Below are 20,385 nucleotides of genomic sequence, written 5' to 3'. Positions count from 1 at the left end.
CAAGTTCGCTATTAAAAAATACTCCAAAGGCTGGGTAAACTTACCCATATGTCAATAAGAGATCAATGTGTATAATAATTGCTCTCTGTTGTGTATGTTGTCAATACATAAAATCTCGAGGTCCCTATGTCATTGTTTAATGAAAGTCTATTAGAGAGCTGCAGGTCGGGCAATTTAAACCGGGTACAAGCACTTGTTGAGTCAAACATAGTGAATATTAATTATCGCAATGACTCTTCTCCGACCCCCATTGCTTTGGCTGCTCAGTATGGACATCTCGATATTGTCGATTATTTGTTTCATAAGCAAGGAATAGACGTTGTTTATTCTGATACCGATCCGGGTCTTTTATATTATATTTGTCAATGCAGAGATTTAGAGCGACGCCATGATTTATTGAATTGGCTGCTAATTCATGAGCGCTATAAAGCGTTAGATGTGAGTAGAGAGCATATTGATGCGGCCCTTGGACTTTCTTGTCCAGAGTTATCTACTGAAGTTTCAGAAGGTCTTTCTCCTTTCCATTATGCATGTATAGCAGGCAATGAAAAAGTAATGGAGAAGGCAACAACCTCTGCCATGAATCGTATTATTGAGAGTGGTAGTTTAAAAGGGGCGACACCATTCTATTTGCTCTGCTTGTATAGTAAATGGGATATTATTGAGTCACTTATTAAAAAAGGAATATCACCTGACTCGTTGAATAACCGTGTTTTGGCCAATTCTGGTTTAAAAGACATTACCTTGGCTTATATGCTTGCTGCCTATGAGCAATTTGATCTACTTGTCCAATTGGCTGAAGAAAGCAAGGAAGAAATTGATTTAGATGCAGCTCCGAGTGCCAAAGGGTGGGCAAGTGAAGGGCAAACCTTGGCTTTGTTATTACTTATCAAGAACAGACGAGACATTCTTATTCAATTGTCTGAGAAATATAAGAAAGTTCCTGCGTTGAGTAAGGGTATAACTGCTAATACTCCGGATAAGGGATTAAATGTTGCCTGGAAACTAGCATTTGATATGGACTATGAATTGTTCGCGACATTCATTTCAAATACTACAGAATATATCGATCTTAATTGTAACGTTGCTGGCGGACCCTACCGGGGAATGACCTTAGGATGGTTGATAGCTCGCGAGGACACAAAAGATTTATTTCAGAGATTGGCAAATTCTCAACAAGACCCCCTTGATTTAAATGCAATGCCGCAAGCAGAAGAGCATCGTTATAGAGGAGTTTCACTGGCCTCATTGTTATTAGATTTGGAACTATTGGATAAATTTGCTGAAGAGAGTAAGCAACCTATTCTTTTAAATGCAGCGACCTTCCATGATGATACCTTATTTGAACGCTTGGTATGTTTGAAGAAATTTAATACACTCAGGATTATAGTTAATAATTATTTGCAACAGCCCAATTGTGAAGACTTATTCTCTGAGATTTACAAAGCTCACTCGCCAGAGAAAACAGCAATTATACGTCTTTGTCTTGCAGAGGATTTGCTGAAGGGTACTCGTTCTTTATTGGCTGAAAAAAAGAAACTTGGTGAAGCATTTACCGAGTTTAATGTGTTATTTCAAAAACATCTGTTTTCTTTTTTAGAACACATAAAAGCTGTACCTGCCTCTTCACCCCAATATAAGGACGCACAATTACTGAAAGGCCATTTGTTACTAGAACTCGTACAAGCCAAGAAATTGGACGATAGTATTAATCTGGATTGGTATCAGAAAGAGCTGGAATCTTATGAATTTTTTCATCCTGTTCATGGCACCGATATAATTCTCACCGTGGCACTTGAAGCATTTACGAAAGCGGGCGAGTCTAACTTGATCATGCAACTATTTGCTGAAGAAAAAGCAAGAAATGAAAGACTGCAAAAAGAGCTTACTGCGTTAAAATCTGCAAATGCTCCAACCACTTCAGGCAATCGATTCGCATTATTTGGAGGAAATATGGAGATAGTGTCAACTGCTTCTTCAAGTTCATCAAGAAAAAGAAGCTTAGGAGAAATTGAAGTTGAGGACGTGAAAAATAATTCAAAAAAATTTAAAAGCAACACGAACCAATGAGACTTAATCTTAAGTGTTCAAACGATTAATTCTTAGATATTTTAAATTTTTTATATAAAATGTCGTCTTTTTTGCGCCCTTAATATTTGGTTAATAATTTGTCAGTATCATATGGAGAACATGGCCCAAGGTGCTTCAAAAAGGATGGGCTAAACTTCGTGTTTTGGAGGTAGGTAAAAGCATGGCAATTATTAGTCTGAGCACAAAAAGCCAAGATTTGATTTCTAAATTGTCCCAAAATCCGGATTATGCGGCGTTATTTACATCTCAGCAAACCACGATAGAACGACAACAGATACTTCAATGGATTGAAAAAACACACGCTATTGCCTCCAGTGATAAATATGCCTCTCAAGTAGCCTCTTTGAATGCCTCCTTATTAAGAGATCTTCATGATTCGCTTAATCCCCCAAGTAAGAAAAAAGACAAATCGGCAAATTGGTATAACAGAGCGAAATACGCCTTCCTGGCTATAGCCGGAACGATTTATTTTGGTTGTGAAGGTTTTGATGGTGTTACTGCAGTATTAGCTGTTTTTTCTTCAGTACCAACAATGGTAATCTTTGCTGCCGGTGCCTTCTTTTCAGTTCTTTCAATTTTCGTTTTTTATAGTTTTGATCTTGCTGCAATCTCCAAAAACTTAGGGGTAAAAAAGAAAGATACCTCTCAGTTATTGGACGCGTTGTTTACTGAGTCTAAACAAATTCAAGCGATGCGTGAGGAATTGCGAAATTCAGTGGTGACCACACAAGAGGAACTTGAGGAAAATAAAGCTCTAGCTATCGTTCTTTTAAAAAGATATCAAGCATTAGAAGAGACACGCAAACAACTCAAGCTAGCATTAGATAATCCCTATTTAATTGCCGCAAAAAAAGGAACAGCATTTGTTGTAGGATTAATATTCTTAAGCGGTGGTTATTTTGCTGGACAAACAGTAGCAATGGCTCTGGCTGGCTTGGCTTTAGCCTCAGTGACCCATGGGTTAGGAGTGATTATCGCAGCCAGTTGTGTTGTTGCTTTGGCAGCTTTTCTTGTGTATTGGTATGTTGAGCGCCCTGGAATTGAAAACCTTATTGGTCGTTGGAGAGGATTAGACCAAGAAAAAATTGATGTTTTATGCGATCCTGAGACTGTGAAGAAAGAGACTCGAGCACTGCAAAGTTTAGTTGATGGGCTTGAACTTCAACAGCAATTATTACAATCAAATACTGAACTTACAGCACAGAAAACCACCTTATCACATCAATTAGATGATTTAATGCAATTAAATGGCTTATTGACTATCAGGGCATCAGAGTTTGAGTCTCAAGTTGATGCTTTAAAAAAACAATTAAAGAGTCTCCAGTTGGAGTTAGATAGAGCGCATAACTCGTTGATTGGTGTTCAGGATGCTAGTAAGGCCAAAAATACACATAATGAGCGTATAGATTCTATTGTTGTGAGCTTGCCGAATGCCACAAAAAACGGGGATGCCAATACTGGTGTTAACATGAACACTTTTTTTGGTAAACCTCAATCTGAAGAAAAAGAAGGTACTTGTATCCACGCGAGCGAGCTTGGAGTTGAGGGTAAGGAACAAAAAGTTGCAAACTTCTGATTTCAGGACAGTACTAAATCTTTAAAGTAGATTTAACAAAAGGAATGGTAATTTTGCGTTGCGCTGCCAGGGAGGCTTCATCCAGTTGATTCAGTATTATCTGTAATTCATGCATGCCGCGACCGCAGCGGCTAAGCAAAAACTGACCTACACTCGTTGGTAATTCAAAACCGCGATGGTGGGCATGTCGTTGTAAGGTTTTAATTTTTAATTCATCAGTCAGCTCATGAACCTGCATCACTAAGCCCCAACTTAAACGCGACCGTAGATCAGGCAAGTCAATTTTTATCGCGGTGAGAGGTTGGCCACTACTCATGATTAAGGTTGTATGGTCATTGTCACGTATTTTATTGTACAGATGAAATAAGGCTTCTTCCCAGTCGGAGTTCCCAGCAATTAAATCAATGTCATCAATGGCAATAAAATTGTGCTTATCTACCCCATCAATACTTTCAGGTCCCCATTCTTTTAAAATTTGTAAGGGAAGATAAATCGCGTGTTGAGTATTAAGAGCTTGGCAACATGCTTGTAATAAATGTGATTTACCGCTCCCCAAATTGCCCCAAATTGTTAGTAAACGTTCACCAGTTCCTTTAAGACAATTAAAAATCTGTTGTTGTAATAAGTGATTATTTCCCCAGCAAAAATCCTCGAGGGTGGCATCATCATTTAATTGTATTGCTAACGCTAGTTGCCGGTTCATTTATCAAGAGCGTTCCGCGAGTAAGCTTTTTTGCCCCAAGTCCACACGTAATCGATATAGCTTGCCGCTGTAGTAATTGCCGTTGAAAAAAGAAGCACTTCTACTAGGTAAGGCGCAAAGGTAAAAAAAGCAAGCTCAAAGAGACACAAGGTGACTAAAGCAAGTTGCAATGACGTGTTCACTTTACTTAATAGAGTAGGCACGAAATCAAGCTGTCGTTGGACAAGCCAATACCAAGCTATGACGCCTAGAGAAATGGTCAAGTCGCGTAAAAATACCAAAACGACCAACCACCAGGGCAATGAACCAATTAGTGCCAGGGAAATAAAGCTTGAGGCAACCAGTAGCTTATCGGCCATCGGATCTATAAAAGAGCCTAAAGGACTTTGCCATTGAAAATGTCTGGCTAACCAACCATCAAAACCATCTGTAAGTCCTGCTACCAGAAATAAATAAAAAGCGTGCGTATATTCCTTTTCGTACAAAAAGACCAAGAATGGTACTATCAATACGAAACGCAATACGGTAAGCGCATTAGGTATATATTTTAGAACTGGAAATTTAAACATACCCTCGTCTGACTTAGATTTCTGCATTTTAGCGGCTATTGCCACTGGGTAGCACAACCAGGGCAAGTGATTTTGTTCAAGTGTATACAATCCTTTCGTCACTGTCACGTTGTTGGGCTTTGCATTTGCTCAAATTGCTGTTTTGAATCGCTTTTTAAGAGTAAGAGCGTCGTGTTATTAGAAATAACGAATTTCCAACTTATAAAGCTTAACATACTGATTAAACTGATAAGAAACATAAACGGTGTAACTTGTTGAATAGCCAAAAAGCCGCTTAATAAACTAAATAGCGCAGAAAAATTAAATTGAAAAAATAATGATAATGCCATTGCCATCACCATTTGTTTAGGAAAGGGGCGCACGATAGCCGCGGCAGTGGAGGCAACAATAAAGCCAGTACCAAAATAGTAAATCATCATGGGCAAAATTAAACAAAGCGAAATTGAATCGGCAAACAAGTGAAAAATTCCCATGCAAATGGAAGTGATAACAAATAAATAGACACCGATGCCTACTAACCGAGAACTTGCAAAATAACGCACAAGCAAACCACAAGTTGCTGTGCCCAAGAGATGCATTAGAGCCATTAATGTTTTGATTTTACCGTAACTATTTAAACTATAATCAGCTCCCTTGATTAAGATAAATGAGGCACTGGTATTAAACGCGGATTCTCCTGCCATCATTAAGGCAGCAATCATTAAATAACCGATAAATTGACGATTTTTAAATACCACGGCCACACTTTGACTTAGTGTGGTCGAATCATTTTTATCGGATTTAGTTTCATCAAATTTAGTGAAAAAAAGTAAGATAAAACTATAGAGTCCCATAATGAGGAAACCGATTCGCCATCCAAAATTGCTATTAATAAATGCTCCAAGTAAAGGGAGAAAACAAATGATTACGCCAGCAGCTGTAAATAAATAAGAAAATTGTCGTAACGCTTGTTGTTCGTTATGTGTTTCATTAATGATGCATCGCCCCATCAACAATGTGGCACCCACTGCAAGTCCTTGTAGTAGGCGGCAAAATAGAAGGGAATAAATGGTAAAGCTACCTGCTGCTAGGAAGTTACTAAGGCTATAAAGTATCAAACCCAGAATGAGAACAGGCTTTCTACCTAGACGCTCTGACACCATACACCAAATTAACACTCCACAGGCCTTTCCCACTAAGAATAGGCCAATGATTAATTGAGTAAAACGTGGTGTACTGACAAAATTTTCTGCAATTTCAGGCAATGCGGGTGTTAAAAAATGAATACTCAAGTTGCCTAAAAACCAGGAAAGTAAAATGAGAGTTGACGTTTGCTTTTTCATCCAGGACTCTGAAGAATTAGGGGTGAGGGAGAAACAAAAGAGGCGCTTATTTGATTTACAATGAGCATAAGGAAGTAAACGCCTGCAACAATTAAGAAAATAAAATTTAAAGACAATATACCGGCAATCCATCCTCCCAAAAGGATACCTGCCAAGTTACCCAATTTGGCACAGGAGTTAGCCAGGCCAAGCCAATACCCTTGGTTGTCTGCGTTATCACTAATTAGGGCAAATAAAGCAGGCAGCACGGCTGCAAGTACAACACCCCAGGAAAAGCGGACTACAGCTAATAAGAGAGGAGTTTGTATAAAGAGAAGAGCGATCATGAGGGCAATTGCCAATAGGAAATAACCACGAAAATAATTTTTAACAAGGCTGCTATTCCCGCGGCAGCGATCAAATTGGCGACCACACCAACTTGAGGTCAATAAAATTGCAACGGCAGGCAAAGAATACATTAACCCGATTACCCAAGGTTTTTTATGAAGTATTTGTGTCACGTAAAGTGAGAAAACAGGATCAGGCAAAAATTTTGCGACTTGTGCCAAAACAATTAGCAGAGCTAACACCGAAAAGAATGCTCTGAAGCTGGTTCCAGAAGAGATATTCGATGTTGAAGACAATTCTTTATAATGGCTGACTGGCAAATAATAGTGCATCATCAGGGTGGTTGCTAAGCAAAGCAGGCTAGTTAGCAGGAATAATCCATGAAAGCTCACAAGGCTAAGGAGCAGTCCACCACTTAAACCTGCACAGGATGTGGCAATGGCTTTTGCTGTTTGTAAACGTGTTAATTGCTGCGTTTTTTCATACCAACCACACAATGATAACGTATAGGTTTGCATTGCGGCAATGAAGCCTGCAAAGCCTCCTTGCAGGAAGCGAATAATCAGAATAAATCCAATAGTATTGGCAAAAGCCATAAGAAGTTGGGATATGACCAAGGCCCAGGCTGCTCGCATTAACATGGGTTTATAACCATAGCGATCTGCCAATTTACCCCATACAGGACTCATGATCATGTTAGCAATCATGGGCAGGGCGAATGCCATTGCATTAAACCATATTGCTTCATCGGTTGAGATGTTTGTTTGATTGGCGATAAATAAAGGTAAAAAAGGATTACCCATTTCTAATGCCAGTAACATGATAAACTGGCTGACCAAAATCAATCGTTGCAAAGATTTATTCATGACTATTTAAAGGATTAGCGATTAACGTTGCTATAAAATCAGGGTTTTCTTTATAAAGACGCATGGTGAGTAATGCTTTATGCTGCCATTGCTTGGAAAACAACAGATTTTTATGGTAATTGAAAAGCTCTTTATTGATGTCAGGGGAGAGTTTCTCCAGGAGTTTATACAGTTCTTGACGTACCAATTGCCATAAATCATGGGTGGAAAAACCATGATAATGCGCCAGATGTTCAATCCAATAAGCCAGGTTACTGGTAAGATTCCCATGAATAAATTTGCTGTTTAATGCGGCTAGTTCTTCCGTTGTTATTCGCGATTCAGGATGAAGTGTGGGTTTCGAAATGGATTCATAAAAACGGTGCAGGCAAATAGTAATATTTCCAAGATCCCGAATTACCACCGCAGTTGGTCGATGATTGGTGAAGGCAATCAGGGTATTTTGTTGATGAGCTTCAAGCGCAATACCGTAACGTAACAAAAGATGTAATTGTCCTGATAACAAACATTGGCAATACTGCTTTAAATAGTCGAGAGGCTCCAATCCACTGGCATTGATTATATCAATCAGAAGCGAGTTATCAGAGAGTGGTGTTTGGGCAAAAAGAGCCCCAACTGGCACTAAAATTTGCTCTTCTTTAAGTTGTGAGATTGGATTTTCACGCACGATGACGGCGAGTTGTTTGTGCTGATGCTCAGGAATAGTGTTACCGCTTACACGCATACCTGCTAAATCAGCAGCAATAAAAAGAGTGTGTTGATAATGGTGATGTTTTTCTAACAAACCATGAATCCATGAAGATAAGAGTGGACCATTTTCAATAGAGGCTGGTGAAACGGTGCGCAATGCTGAAGTTGTATGAACGGCTGCAGCCAGTTTTAAATGACATCCTGCGTTTAGTGGCATCATGGTACGAAATGACATGGATGGTTTGACTAGCTGATGGTGGGGCAGCAGAATTAATTCTTTATTGTCAATCAATTGAGAAAATTGATGTTGAATCTGATTGCGCCACTGCCACGGGTGCAGCGGCAGTGGTAGATAACAGTCAGGATCATAATGTTTAAAGGTTAATTGACTTTGCCATAGTTGATACTCTCTGGGTAATTGCTGGGCAATTAGAGCCTTATAATTTTTACTATGTTCTGGAAGATAGGTATGCTGTTGATGTAAAGCACACCAATGCAGACTGAGTTGTGCGTTAAATTCGGGGGAATATTGAAGGATTTCCCGGCGACTAAAACCTATCTTGGCGCGGAAATTAGGGTGATAGGGATGACCAAGACAGCCCCATTGTTCTAGAAATTGTAAAATTTCCTGAGTATCCTCTTTCTGACATAACCATGCCCAAAAATTTGTAAAACCGCTGGCTTGTTTCCTTATTTCCTGTTGCCAACATTGACGATAGGCTTGAGCCATCGCTTCGTTAGCTACAGTTTCATCTAATTCATGTTGGACTGCTCGCCAATTGAAGAATCTTGATGATGGCTGCTTGTGCTTAAGCTGCTCTTGCAATTGTTCAAGATAGTCATGGATATGGTGACTTGTAATGGGGGCCTGGATTAAGCTTTCAAGAGAGGCTGCTTGTTGTAAACGTCGGAGACATTCCCGATGTGCGTTACTAATGAAATATTCAATCGTACGTTGAGGAAGACCAATTCCGATTTCAAAAAGTAAAAATCGAAGTTGATGAGTTAATTCATGAAAATCACCATAGGCTAAGGCCATAAAAAACTCCCTTGCAAAACACATCATTAGTTGAATTTAATATAAATGATAATCATTCTCATTTGCAAGGAAAATTATTTCCTACATCGAAGGGGACATTATTTTCGTTTGATTGCTGTTACACAGGCTAATACACCAAAAAGCAGAGCAGCTATGAAGACAAAACAAAAGCGCATCCAAATGGCGATATTATTACCAACGGTAACATGTTTTGGGTCGTGCTTATGATAAAGCACAGGAATACTATCACCAACACGGTATTGATGAAGATAAAAACCTAAGTTGGCTGTTGTTGTTATTGTATCTCCAGTTTTAGTTTTGAAACGAATCACAGGATATTGCAGTGTTTCAGCACGGGCTACATTATTTTGTGAGGGTCTAGATTGAAAACTAACAACCTGCCCTTTTGTAGAAATAGTATTATGAGTGAAACGCCAGGCTTCAACAAAATAAAAACCGGCGAGTAGAAAAGTTGCGACACTGGCTAAAATTAGAAGAGCAGTTAAGGATTTCATAAGGTTTAATGTCGGATAATATGTTAAATATATAGCACACAAAAGAGAGTAACTTGAAGAAAATAATTGTAGAAATCGATAGTTATCGTTTTAGTAATAAAACAAATCACATAATCATTACACGAGGTATTTCAACTTGTATTGCCTTTGTTGTCCAGGGAAATTACTGCGAGGAAAGTGAGGCTAAGACGCTTCCCTGTTTTGGTTTATATCATTGGTCGGGTTTCCCTGCTAATTTCGAGGGTGACTGTATCGCATATGTGAAGGAAGAGCTTTTAGGTTTTTTTCAAAATATGCGTGACGAACTCTCAATCAGTGATGAAGAAATTATTCAGTTGCAAAGTTTAAGTTTTATTGGTGGTGAGACTAAACAATTCGACAATACTGGAGAACTTACTTTAAGCGGTACCGAAAAGGAAGTTGAAGCTTTAATAACAGCCCTTGAGAAATTTAATTTTGCTGAAGTAGGAATCAATCTTAAGCCTAATGCAATTGCCCACCATCATTTTATTACGAAAGATGAGCAGTCATTAGAGGTTAATGTTAGTCATAATAAACTAGAGACTTGTTATGAGTCTATCGAGACAGGGCCTGAGGAAGATGAGGCCTGTGATCATGCATCTTCTTCATTCTTTCTGTAAATAATAGCAATGTTACCAATTAACTGGATTAATTCGGCAGAAAGTTGCTGGCAAATTTCTGCCGCGATCATATGCCGCTCTTCTTTTTCAATCCCACTCAGTTTAATCTTAATTAATTCATGTGCGGTCAATGCTACATTTGTTTCTTCGATGACTGCAGAGGTTAGACCTTTAGCGCCGAGAAGGATGACAGGTTTTAAGTGATGGGCTTTAGCTTTTAATGATTGTCTAAAACTGGTGTCCATAGGGGACTATCCTTTAATTAAATGGCAAATTATTGCACGTTTTGCTGGGAAAAGGTAGTAAATTTCAGTATGATTCAGTAATTCTTTAGTGAGACAAAAGTTTATGCCCCGCTCCAAAAGTAGTAAACGCTGGCTACAGGAACATTTTGATGATGTTTTTGTAAAGAAAGCACAGGCAGAAGGCTATCGTAGCCGAGCAGTTTACAAGTTAAAAGAAGTTGATGAAAAGGAACATTTGTTAAAGCCTGGCATGACTGTGGTTGATTTAGGTGCGGCTCCAGGTGGCTGGACACAATATGTCTCTGAAAAACTGGAAGGACGCGGCACGATTATTGCACTTGATATTCTACCAATAGATGCATTACCTGGAGTAAATTTTATTCTTGGTGATTTTCGTGAGGATGACATTTTCCAACAATTAATAAATATGGTACCTGAGCATGGGGTAGACTTGCTTTTATCAGATATGGCCCCAAATATGAGTGGTTCGGCAGCAGTAGATATTCCGCGAGCCATGTATTTAGCAGAGTTAGCTTTTGATTTTGGTGCTAAGATGCTAAAACCAGGAGGCGCTTTATTAATGAAGGTTTTCCATGGTGCTGGATTTGATGATTTAATTAAACAAGCGCGTGCGCAGTTTGATAAAGTAGTGATTCGTAAGCCTAACGCTTCGCGTTCTCGTTCGCGAGAAACCTATTTGCTGGCGAAGGGCTATAATTTATAGTAACGTTATCGTTCGTAGAAATACGTCACAAAACGAGGTTAATGCTTTGAACGACATGGTAAAAAATTTATTTTTGTGGCTGATAATAGCAATTGTGCTGGTTTCAGTATTTAGTAATTTTGGCCCTCGCCACACGTCCGCTGAAAAACTATCTTATAGCAAATTTCTGAAGGAAGTTGATCAAGGCATGATTAGCACCGTGACCATTGAGGACAACAAAGTCATCAAGGGACTTACGAAAAATAATCATCGTTTTGTCACCTACATGCCTATGCAAGATGATGCATTGCTCGGAGAGTTGCTAAAAAATCAGGTTGATATTAGTGGCCAAGAAAAACAACAAGAGAGCTTCCTGCTGCATCTTTTTATCAACTGGTTCCCGATGTTGTTGCTAATTGGGGTTTGGGTTTTCTTTATGCGACAAATGCAGGGCGGCGGTGGCCGTGGTGCAATGTCGTTTGGCCGCTCTCGTGCGCGTTTGTTAGGTGAAGACCAAGTCAAAGTCACTTTTGCGGATGTTGCCGGAGTTGATGAAGCTAAAGAAGAAGTCAAAGAATTAGTTGATTTCTTACGAGATCCTTCTAAGTTTCAGAACTTAGGTGGTCGTATTCCGCGCGGGGTTCTACTGGTTGGTCCTCCTGGAACGGGTAAAACCTTATTGGCGAAAGCAGTAGCTGGTGAAGCAAAAGTACCCTTTTTCACCATTTCAGGTTCAGATTTCGTGGAAATGTTTGTCGGTGTGGGTGCTTCACGTGTTCGAGATATGTTTGAACAAGCAAAAAAACATGCGCCTTGCATTATTTTCATTGATGAGATCGATGCGGTAGGTCGACATCGTGGCGCTGGATTAGGCGGTGGTCATGACGAACGTGAACAAACACTAAATCAATTACTCGTCGAAATGGACGGTTTTGAGGGAAATGAAGGGGTAATTGTAGTTTCTGCAACTAACCGTCCCGATGTTCTTGATCCAGCATTACTACGTCCAGGTCGTTTTGACCGTCAGGTTGTTGTTCCTCTACCCGACATTCGTGGCCGTGAGCATATTCTTAAAGTTCATCTACAAAAAGTCCCTATTGATAAGGATGTAGAAATATTACCTATCGCACGCGGTACACCAGGGTTTTCTGGTGCCGACTTGGCGAACTTGGTAAACGAAGCTGCTTTATTTGCTGCTCGGGCCAATAAACGTAAAGTAGGTATGATTGAACTTGATAAAGCCAAAGATAAAATTATGATGGGGGCGGAAAGACGCTCCATGGTCATGGATGAAAATGAGAAAAAGTTAACAGCTTACCATGAGGCTGGTCATGCAATTGTTGGCCTTTCAGTACCTGAGCATGATCCCGTTTATAAGGTTACGATTATTCCTCGTGGAAGGGCGCTGGGTGTGACAATGTTTTTACCAGAACAAGATCGTTATAGTCATAGCAAACGCCGTTTGGAAAGCCAACTGTCTAGTCTCTTTGGCGGCCGAATTGCTGAAGAACTAATTTTTGGCACTGAGAGTGTAACCACTGGTGCATCCAATGACATTATGCGTGCGACTGAAATTGCGCGTAAAATGGTTACCACGTGGGGACTTTCAAATATGGGTCCGCTTACTTTCGGTGAGGAACAAGGTGAAGTATTTTTAGGTCGAACAGTCAATCAACATAAAGAAATTTCTGATAAAACCGCTCAAGAAATTGATGTGGAAGTAAAAGAAATCGTTGATAGAAATTATCAACGAGCAAAAGAAATTCTCTTGGCAAATATGGAAAAATTACACCTAATGGCCGAAGGACTAATCAAGTACGAAACTATTGATGCCAAACAAATTCAAGAGATTATGTCTGGACAGGAACCTTCTCCTCCCGCTGATTGGGAAGCTGCGAAGCTTATCGATAAGGATAAGCAAGGGGGCGATACCACTCCTAAAACAATAAACGGTAAGCCCGTTGATCACCCTGCTAGTGATCATTAGTCAATTAAAACTTGGCATCCAATAGAATACTCAAAATATTGGATGCCGCTTAATTAAATCTGTAATCAATAATGTTGTGATCCGATGAATAGCAGACAATTTCAACAATGGTGCGAATTATATCAACAACCATCCGCATATCAGCAAAAACCTTTAATCATGGGAATTCTTAATGTCACCCCGGATTCTTTTTCGGACGGTGGGAAATTCTTGCAGCGTGATCTAGCTGTGAAGCATGCGCTCAATATGATAGCGTCAGGTGCTGACCTTATTGATATTGGTGGCGAATCGTCTAGACCTGGTGCAGAATCTGTAAGTTGTGAGGAAGAATTAGCCCGGGTAATTCCTGTGATTGAACGATTAAGAGAAGAAACAGACAGTTGTATCTCGATTGATACTACAAAAGCACAAGTGATGGAAGCGGCGGTGGCAGCCGGGGCTAATATGATTAATGATATCAGCGCGTTAAGTACAGAGGAGTCGTTAAATAAGGCTGCAAAACTTAATGTTCCTATTTGCCTGATGCATATGCAAGGCGAGCCAATGACAATGCAGGAGCAGCCTCACTATGACCACGATATCCTTGATGAGTTGCATTCATTTTTTCAGAAAAAAATAAAGCGTTGTCTGGCAGCGGGAATAAAATTTGAAAATTTGATTTTGGACCCTGGTTTTGGTTTCGGAAAACTGCCTCAGCACAATCTGCGTCTGGTTAAGCACGTCGCGAGTTTTACTCAATACAATCGCCCAGTAATGCTAGGTGCCTCACGTAAAACTACAATCGGAGTAATATTACAAAAGCCTGTAGAGGAGCGATTATTAGGTGGATTAACAATCGCAATTGTTGCTGCCTTACAAGGAGTAGCTATCTTAAGAACCCATGATATTGATGAAACACAGCAAATGCTTACAATGCTGGGAGCAATTTTTAATGAGACAGCAGCCAATGGCTCATGTTAACTTTCAACACAATGATTGTGTTGAAATAAGATGTCTCATTGAGTGTCAGGACAATTTGACGCAAAATGAGAATAGTTTAATAGCAGAATAAGTAGGGGAATTAAAGGATGAATCAACGCAAATATTTTGGTACAGACGGAATTCGCGGTCGAGTTGGCTTATCCAATATTAATCCAGAATTTATTTTAAAATTAGGTTGGGCGTTAGGTCGTGTCATCGCCAAGGGAGAAAACCGAAAAGTTATCATTGGTAAAGACACACGGGTTTCTGGTTATATGCTTGAATCAGCTCTGGAGGCAGGATTGTCGGCTGCCGGTGTTAATGTGGGTTTGTTAGGGCCGATGCCTACTCCTGGAATAGCTTATTTAACACAAACTTTGCGCGCTAATGCGGGGATTGTTATTAGTGCCTCACACAATTTATTTGAAGATAATGGAATTAAGTTTTTTTCCGCTGATGGAAGTAAATTTCCCGATGAAATGGAGCTGGCTATAGAAGCTGAACTGGAAAAACCATTGGAAATTGTTCCTTCAGCAAAATTAGGGAAAGCTGCGCGTATTGGCGATGCACCTGGTCGTTATATTGAATTTTGCAAATCAACAGTTCCTTCATTGACGCGTCTAACGGGCCTTAAGATTGTCGTGGATTGTGCCCATGGTGCGACTTATCATATTGCTCCGAATGTATTTACTGAGTTGGGTGCTGATGTAGTAACGATAAGCAATAAGCCTGATGGTTTTAATATTAATGACGCTTGCGGCTCCACTGCCCCAGACGCTTTGCGTCAACAAGTTCTACAAACAAAGGCTGATATTGGTATTGCTTTAGATGGTGATGGTGATCGATTAATTTTGGTTGATGCATCCGGCAATATAGTCGATGGTGATCAAATCCTATACATCATTGCAAAAGACCGCCATCAAATGAACCTTTTACATGGGGGTGTTGTTGGTACTTTAATGAGCAACTATGGTTTGGAGAAAGCATTTCTGGAAATGAAAATTCCATTCCTGCGGACTAAAGTAGGTGATCGCTATGTGCTCGAAACCTTAAAACAACACGATTGGAAAATTGGTGGTGAATCCTCAGGTCATATCGTTTGTTTGGATAAAACCACTACCGGAGATGGTATTGTAGCTGCATTGCAAGTTTTGGCATGTATGATAAGAGATCAAAAAAGCTTACAAGAACTCGCAGCTGATGTTCAATTGCTACCACAAACATTAATTAATATAAAAACATCCAATGCGAAACAGTTGGCTGAACATAGTCGCGTTATGGAGGTTGTTGCCACACTTAGTAATGAATGGCAAGGTGAAGGACGTATTTTATTACGTCCGTCAGGTACTGAGCCTGTGCTAAGAATTATGGTCGAAGGCAAAGATGGCAACAAAGTAAAAATGCTGTCTCAGCAATTGACTGACGAAATCATGCACATTGAAAAACAGTATTTTACAATACCCGCTACCCCACCATACAACTAATAAGTTCTGCTTTGGTATCCTGTAAAAGCTTGACAGTTTTTGTAGGTTTGAAAAAGAAAGATTGCCGATAATTTGTTCGTTCTTGCTGATTTTTAATTAAATCAAACAAGAGCGAACAAAATTTTGCCAGCCATTCATTGACTATATTAAATCCACGATGCTTTTGTAGAATTTCATAGCGAGGATCGTCGACATTAGAAATTAAATATTGTAGTGCTGGATGTTTCGGATTCGATTCATATAACAAACATCCCTGATGGAGATTCTGAATAGCCTGTAGTAGCAATTCACTTTCTTTGGAGTGATACTTTTCTAACACTTGTTGTTGTTCATAAAGTGCCTGCAAGTAACGAGACAAGGCAGGATGTTGAACCGCAGCAAGTTCGTTATTATCATTCACTAAAGGCAGTGGAGGCTTAAATTGAATTAACTGTTGCCATTGATTCTGAGGATCAGCGCAAAGTGTTTGATAATGAGTTAAAACGTCATTATTGGGAGATTGCAGCTCAAAATGAATATCGCGTAAAAGTTGACAGGCTTGGTAGCAACTAGTCTCATCGAAGGTATGCATTTGCAATGCTATGTATAGTTGCTGATACCATTTTTGAAATGAAGGAGTTGCTCGCTGATTATTGGAACAAATTAACGAATTCCAGGAACATAGATCATCTTGATATTTCTTAAGCATTGTAAACTCTGTGTTTACTTCGTTCTCAGGCTCAATGGGTATTTCCATTTCAGTTGGCAAGTTCTGACAAGTGACTAAACTGCTAATTTGTAGATTAATCGTGTCTTGAATTTGCATAATTCTCGACTCATAAGTATTGCAATCAGGTATTTGAGTTTGACTAGCATTTTTAAGCTGCATCTCGGTCTGCAGTCGCTTTTTTTCTTTTCGAAGTGTGTCTTGCTCTGAACTGATCTTAATTATTGCTGCCAAGTGTGATAAACACGTTTTGCATAGGGTGATTTTTTCTTGCAGGATAAGTATTTCTTGTTGTCTTTGCAACTCAGTTGAACGTAGTTCAATAATCTCCTCATTGTTTGGTATGAGTGTTTCAGTTTCATCAGTCAATGAGTGATTTGTTCGTAATTCCAATATCTCACTGTCTGCCTCAATCAATTTTTCTAATAATTGTAGGCTCTTTTCAGCGTCATCAATACGTTTATCTAGTGAATTAAGGCTATCAGCAATTTCAGTAACTAATGAAACATTGCTAACATTTGTTAGCTTGCGATTTGGAGCGTATTCACTAAATAATTGAAGAATATGTTCTTGGAGTTTCTTAAGATCAATAAGAGAGTTTGGTGCGGTAGACGATTGATTTACAAGAACACTCGTGCTTGTTAATTGCTCACCAAGTAATTTGATCCGTGATGTTAATTCTCCACGCTGATGTAAAAGTTGTAGATAGTTAAATTCAGCCTGCGAACGTTTTAAATCGGTGTTGAATGAGGAGTTAGTACTCCATGAATACCAAGAATGAAGATTAAATGCTGAGTTTGTCCATTGCAGTGAATTTTGTTGTTTGATAAGGAATTCTTCTTTGTTGGGTGCAATTTCATAATCACTTTCCAGCATTGTTTTGATATCTTGTCCTAAATCACTCTTTGCGATTTTTACACCAACACTAAGCAATTCAGCTTTGGAAGTTTCAATTAAACTCAATTTGTATTCAATTTCCTTTTGAACCTCCTGATTAGAGAGATTCTCGGTTAATTCGCGCTGAGCCTTTGCAAATTCAGTTTTAAAATGAACTAACCGAGCTTTGATAGCTTTCATTTTTTCATAAATTTGCGGTGCATCTGTAGAGGTTTCAGTGACAATAATGTTTAACTGTTTCAAATTTGCACTAAAACTTCGTCGTCTATGTAAAACATCGGCAAGATTAAGCCTAACTGTTTTTAATACCAATGCATTGAGTTGTTCTTCAAGAATAGTTAAATAAGCACTAAGCACGCGCTGTTGCTGCGAAGGATGGGTTGGAATTGCTGTAGCAAGGAGAGGAGTTTTTGATAGAAGATAGGAATGGTAAGTATCAAAAAGAGGTTTTGCATTATGGTTAAAATAGCCTTTCTTTTGTAAAAGCTCAGTCTTGATTTTCTTAAGGCGGCTTTGAATGATTTTGTGTTGGCTAGAAAGAGCAGTAATTTCGAGTTTTAAATTTGCAACTTTTTGTAGTTCAGCTTGTAGTCGTTGCCATTCAACAATTTCAGAGTTAATGTCACACAAAACTAACCAATGAGAGGTGTATTTTTCATTGAGTTTTACATCTTTAACAAACAATTCCTTCTTTTTTTCGAAGATGAGCCTTAATGATTCCAGGGAGTAAGGCTGTTGTAAATTTGCTAAGTCATGAAGCAATTCCTTAATTTTGTCTGTCATCATAGCACCTCCTTGCGCATGTAATATTGATTCTAACTAAACTAATTAGATTGACAAGGGGCAAATAGATCTAAAATTCATCAAATAAAACATGCAAAAAAAGAAAAAACATATTAACACTAGGATTTAAATTAACTTTGCTGTATATTCTCGCACCATAATCCGGTGGGGGATCAATGAGGAAAAAAATAGTCGCTGGTAACTGGAAAATGAATGGAAACATTCACCAGATTAAAATGCTTTGCCAACAGTTAACAACATTAACAAAAGGCATTGATAATGCCAACTGCCTGGTATTCCCTCCTGCGATATATATGGCACTTGTGCAACAAGAATTGCAAGATAGCGCTATTAAATGGGGTGCACAAAATGTGTATCCAAGAGAGACGGGTGCCTTTACTGGAGAAATCTCAGGTCCTATGCTCAAAGGTTATGGTTGCAGCTATGTATTAGTAGGCCATTCTGAGCGTAGACAAATATTTGGTGAAGATGAAAAATTTGTTGCGGATAAATTCCACCATGTAAAAGAACATGGTATGATACCGGTTCTTTGCATTGGTGAAACACTCAAAGAGCGTGAAAAAGGACTAACACAAAGTATTTTGACTAAGCAATTGCTAGCAGTTACAGGAACTGATAACCATTGTTTTAGTAATTGTGTGGTAGCCTATGAGCCTGTCTGGGCTATAGGAACAGGGCAAACAGCCTTGCCTGAGCAAGTGCAAGAAGTTCATAGCTTGATTAGAGCCTTGGTGGCAAAGTTTGACCATAATGACGCCAAGCAGTTATCGATACTGTACGGCGGTAGCGTGAACGAAAAAAATGCCAGTGCATTGTTTGCAATGCCAGATGTTGATGGTGGTTTGGTCGGTGGTGCATCACTTAATGCACAACAGTTTGTGGATATTGTAAAATGTATCAATTGATTCTAATAATTCACGTGCTGGTTGCCATAGTCTTGATTGGCTTGGTATTGATTCAGCATGGTAAAGGTGCCGACATAGGTGCGGCTTTTGGCTCTGGTGCATCAAATACGGTGTTCGGTAGCCAAGGTACAGGCAGTTTCTTGTTCAAATTGACCGGCGGTTTGGCCTTGACATTTTTTGTCACGAGTTTGTCTCTGTCGTATATGGTATCCTCTCAATACCAGAAAGCAGCACAGCAAGCCATGCCTCAGCAAACCAGCGTACCGGAAAGTAAAATTCCAGTGCCGGTTGATAGCAGTAAGAGCGGAAAACAATAACTAAACATGCCGAAGTGGTGGAATTGGTAGACACGCCGTCTTGAGGGGGCGGTGGCGTAAGCCGTGCCGGTTCGAGTCCGGCCTTCGGCACCATTTTAATCCGAGCGATGTGGAATGATGCTATCACAATATTTACCAATACTAGTTTTTATCGTAATAGGGCTTGTAATAGGCCTTGTGATGTTGGCAGCAGGTTCACTGCTTGGCAAACATAATCCAGACTCCGTCAAAAATGCACCTTATGAATGCGGTTTTGGTGTATTTGAAAGCTCTCACATACCTTTTGATGTCCGATTTTATTTAGTAGCTATACTTTTTATTATATTTGATTTGGAAACTGCATTTTTCTTTCCTTGGGCTTTAGTTTTACGTAAGATTGGTTGGTTCGGTTTTTCCGCAATGATGATCTTTTTAGGCCTATTGGTAATTGGCTTTATCTATGAGTGGAAACGAGGCGCTCTTGAATGGGAGTAAGCGTCTTTATATTTCACAATAGGAATAACCATAACGTTACATTAAACCCAGATATTATAGAGGCTTGCTATGGCTGTTGCTGAATTGCAGAAGACTGGCTTTGTCACAACCTCAGTGGAGAAACTAGTAGGTTGGGCTCGAAGCGGTTCAATGTGGCCCATGACTTTCGGTTTGGCATGTTGCGCCGTTGAGATGATGCATGTCGGTGCTGCACGATATGATTTAGATCGTTTTGGCATTATTTTTAGACCTAGCCCACGTCAATCAGATGTCATGATTGTTGCTGGTACATTATGTAATAAAATGGCACCTGCTTTACGTCGCGTATATGATCAAATGCCAGAGCCCAGATGGGTAATCTCCATGGGGTCTTGTGCTAACGGTGGCGGATATTACCATTATTCATACTCTGTAGTTCGTGGCTGCGATCGCATTGTGCCTGTTGATATTTATGTACCAGGTTGTCCTCCAACTGCTGAAGCCCTGCTTTACGGAATTATTCAATTACAGAATAAAATTAGGCGTAAGCAGATAATTGAAGCATAGAACATCACAGGTGCATCA

General features: G+C 39.5%; 19 protein-coding genes and 1 tRNA gene. 12 read left to right on the top strand and 8 right to left on the bottom strand.

What is annotated here, in order from left to right:
* Positions 1-126 precede the first annotated feature (126 nt).
* Positions 127-2,070: an ankyrin repeat domain-containing protein gene (locus LHA_RS14005; protein ID WP_331709215.1), complete on the top strand. Its 1,944-nt coding sequence runs from the start codon at positions 127-129 to the stop codon at positions 2,068-2,070.
* Positions 2,071-2,251: 181 nt separating this feature from the next.
* On the top strand, positions 2,252-3,667 hold the full coding sequence (locus LHA_RS14000) for a hypothetical protein (RefSeq protein ID WP_147292369.1): 1,416 nt from the start codon (positions 2,252-2,254) through the stop codon (positions 3,665-3,667).
* Positions 3,668-3,680: 13 nt separating this feature from the next.
* On the opposite strand, the gene hda is transcribed toward LHA_RS14000, so the two are convergent.
* The 6 genes from hda to LHA_RS13970 all read right to left on the bottom strand — a co-directional run bounded on the left by hda (position 3,681) and on the right by LHA_RS13970 (position 9,698).
* Complete coding sequence (gene hda, locus LHA_RS13995; protein ID WP_045107091.1) at positions 3,681-4,370, bottom strand: DnaA regulatory inactivator Hda; 690 nt, start codon at positions 4,368-4,370, stop codon at positions 3,681-3,683.
* Positions 4,367-5,047: a CDP-alcohol phosphatidyltransferase family protein gene (locus tag LHA_RS13990; RefSeq protein ID WP_231861936.1), complete on the bottom strand. Its 681-nt coding sequence runs from the start codon at positions 5,045-5,047 to the stop codon at positions 4,367-4,369. The genes hda and LHA_RS13990 overlap by 4 nt, the downstream gene beginning before the upstream one ends.
* Positions 5,044-6,261 (bottom strand): MFS transporter, encoded by a 1,218-nt coding sequence (locus LHA_RS13985; RefSeq protein ID WP_045107090.1) that lies wholly within the window; start codon positions 6,259-6,261, stop codon positions 5,044-5,046. The genes LHA_RS13990 and LHA_RS13985 overlap by 4 nt, the downstream gene beginning before the upstream one ends.
* Positions 6,258-7,454 carry an MFS transporter gene (locus tag LHA_RS13980; protein WP_045107089.1) on the bottom strand — a complete coding sequence of 399 codons (1,197 nt, stop codon included), beginning with the start codon at positions 7,452-7,454 and terminating at the stop codon, positions 6,258-6,260. The genes LHA_RS13985 and LHA_RS13980 overlap by 4 nt, the downstream gene beginning before the upstream one ends.
* Positions 7,447-9,183 (bottom strand): IucA/IucC family protein, encoded by a 1,737-nt coding sequence (locus tag LHA_RS13975; RefSeq protein ID WP_045107088.1) that lies wholly within the window; start codon positions 9,181-9,183, stop codon positions 7,447-7,449. Before LHA_RS13975 ends, LHA_RS13980 begins: the two co-directional genes overlap by 8 nt.
* Before the next feature lie 98 nt (positions 9,184-9,281).
* Entirely contained in the window at positions 9,282-9,698 is a 417-nt protein-coding gene (locus tag LHA_RS13970) for a DUF3592 domain-containing protein (RefSeq protein ID WP_045107087.1), read from the bottom strand.
* Positions 9,699-9,751: 53 nt separating this feature from the next.
* Here LHA_RS13970 and LHA_RS13965 point away from each other — a divergent pair, with 53 nt between their 5' ends.
* Entirely contained in the window at positions 9,752-10,339 is a 588-nt protein-coding gene (locus LHA_RS13965; protein WP_045107086.1) for a hypothetical protein, read from the top strand.
* Here the strand turns inward: LHA_RS13965 and LHA_RS13960 are convergent.
* Positions 10,312-10,584, bottom strand: a complete 273-nt coding sequence (locus LHA_RS13960) for a YhbY family RNA-binding protein (protein WP_045107085.1) — start codon at positions 10,582-10,584, stop codon at positions 10,312-10,314. The genes LHA_RS13965 and LHA_RS13960 overlap by 28 nt on opposite strands.
* 103 nt (positions 10,585-10,687) lie before the next feature.
* Between LHA_RS13960 and rlmE the strand changes: the two genes are divergently transcribed.
* The 4 genes from rlmE to glmM all read left to right on the top strand — a co-directional run bounded on the left by rlmE (position 10,688) and on the right by glmM (position 15,718).
* Positions 10,688-11,308, top strand: coding sequence for a 23S rRNA (uridine(2552)-2'-O)-methyltransferase RlmE (rlmE, locus tag LHA_RS13955; protein ID WP_045107084.1), 621 nt, complete (start codon positions 10,688-10,690; stop codon positions 11,306-11,308).
* Between the two features lie 55 nt (positions 11,309-11,363).
* Positions 11,364-13,274 carry an ATP-dependent zinc metalloprotease FtsH gene (gene ftsH / locus LHA_RS13950; RefSeq protein ID WP_045107083.1) on the top strand — a complete coding sequence of 637 codons (1,911 nt, stop codon included), beginning with the start codon at positions 11,364-11,366 and terminating at the stop codon, positions 13,272-13,274.
* A gap of 84 nt (positions 13,275-13,358) precedes the next feature.
* Entirely contained in the window at positions 13,359-14,234 is an 876-nt protein-coding gene (gene folP / locus LHA_RS13945; protein ID WP_045107082.1) for a dihydropteroate synthase, read from the top strand.
* Between the two features lie 107 nt (positions 14,235-14,341).
* Entirely contained in the window at positions 14,342-15,718 is a 1,377-nt protein-coding gene (gene glmM / locus LHA_RS13940) for a phosphoglucosamine mutase (protein WP_045107081.1), read from the top strand.
* Here the strand turns inward: glmM and LHA_RS13935 are convergent.
* The gene (locus LHA_RS13935) at positions 15,699-18,107 is read right to left on the bottom strand and encodes a hypothetical protein (protein WP_147292368.1); all 2,409 of its coding nucleotides are present in this window, start codon (positions 18,105-18,107) and stop codon (positions 15,699-15,701) included. The two genes, glmM and LHA_RS13935, sit on opposite strands and share 20 nt — an antisense overlap.
* A 173-nt stretch (positions 18,108-18,280) precedes the next feature.
* Between LHA_RS13935 and tpiA the strand changes: the two genes are divergently transcribed.
* The 5 genes from tpiA to LHA_RS13910 all read left to right on the top strand — a co-directional run bounded on the left by tpiA (position 18,281) and on the right by LHA_RS13910 (position 20,367).
* Positions 18,281-19,030 carry a triose-phosphate isomerase gene (tpiA, locus tag LHA_RS13930; RefSeq protein WP_045107079.1) on the top strand — a complete coding sequence of 250 codons (750 nt, stop codon included), beginning with the start codon at positions 18,281-18,283 and terminating at the stop codon, positions 19,028-19,030.
* On the top strand, positions 19,018-19,347 hold the full coding sequence (gene secG, locus LHA_RS13925; RefSeq protein WP_045107078.1) for a preprotein translocase subunit SecG: 330 nt from the start codon (positions 19,018-19,020) through the stop codon (positions 19,345-19,347). The genes tpiA and secG overlap by 13 nt, the downstream gene beginning before the upstream one ends.
* Positions 19,348-19,355: 8 nt before the next feature.
* Positions 19,356-19,440, top strand: a tRNA-Leu gene (locus tag LHA_RS13920).
* 24 nt (positions 19,441-19,464) lie between these two features.
* Positions 19,465-19,821 carry an NADH-quinone oxidoreductase subunit A gene (locus tag LHA_RS13915; protein WP_045107608.1) on the top strand — a complete coding sequence of 119 codons (357 nt, stop codon included), beginning with the start codon at positions 19,465-19,467 and terminating at the stop codon, positions 19,819-19,821.
* A gap of 69 nt (positions 19,822-19,890) precedes the next feature.
* Positions 19,891-20,367, top strand: a complete 477-nt coding sequence (locus LHA_RS13910) for a NuoB/complex I 20 kDa subunit family protein (RefSeq protein ID WP_045107077.1) — start codon at positions 19,891-19,893, stop codon at positions 20,365-20,367.
* The last annotated feature ends 18 nt before the right edge of the window (positions 20,368-20,385 follow it).

The sequence above is a fragment of the Legionella hackeliae genome, from assembly GCF_000953655.1.
GTDB lineage: Bacteria > Pseudomonadota > Gammaproteobacteria > Legionellales > Legionellaceae > Tatlockia > Tatlockia hackeliae.
Note: the sequence above shows the minus strand (reverse complement) of the source record. Positions and strands in the feature narration are given on the sequence as shown.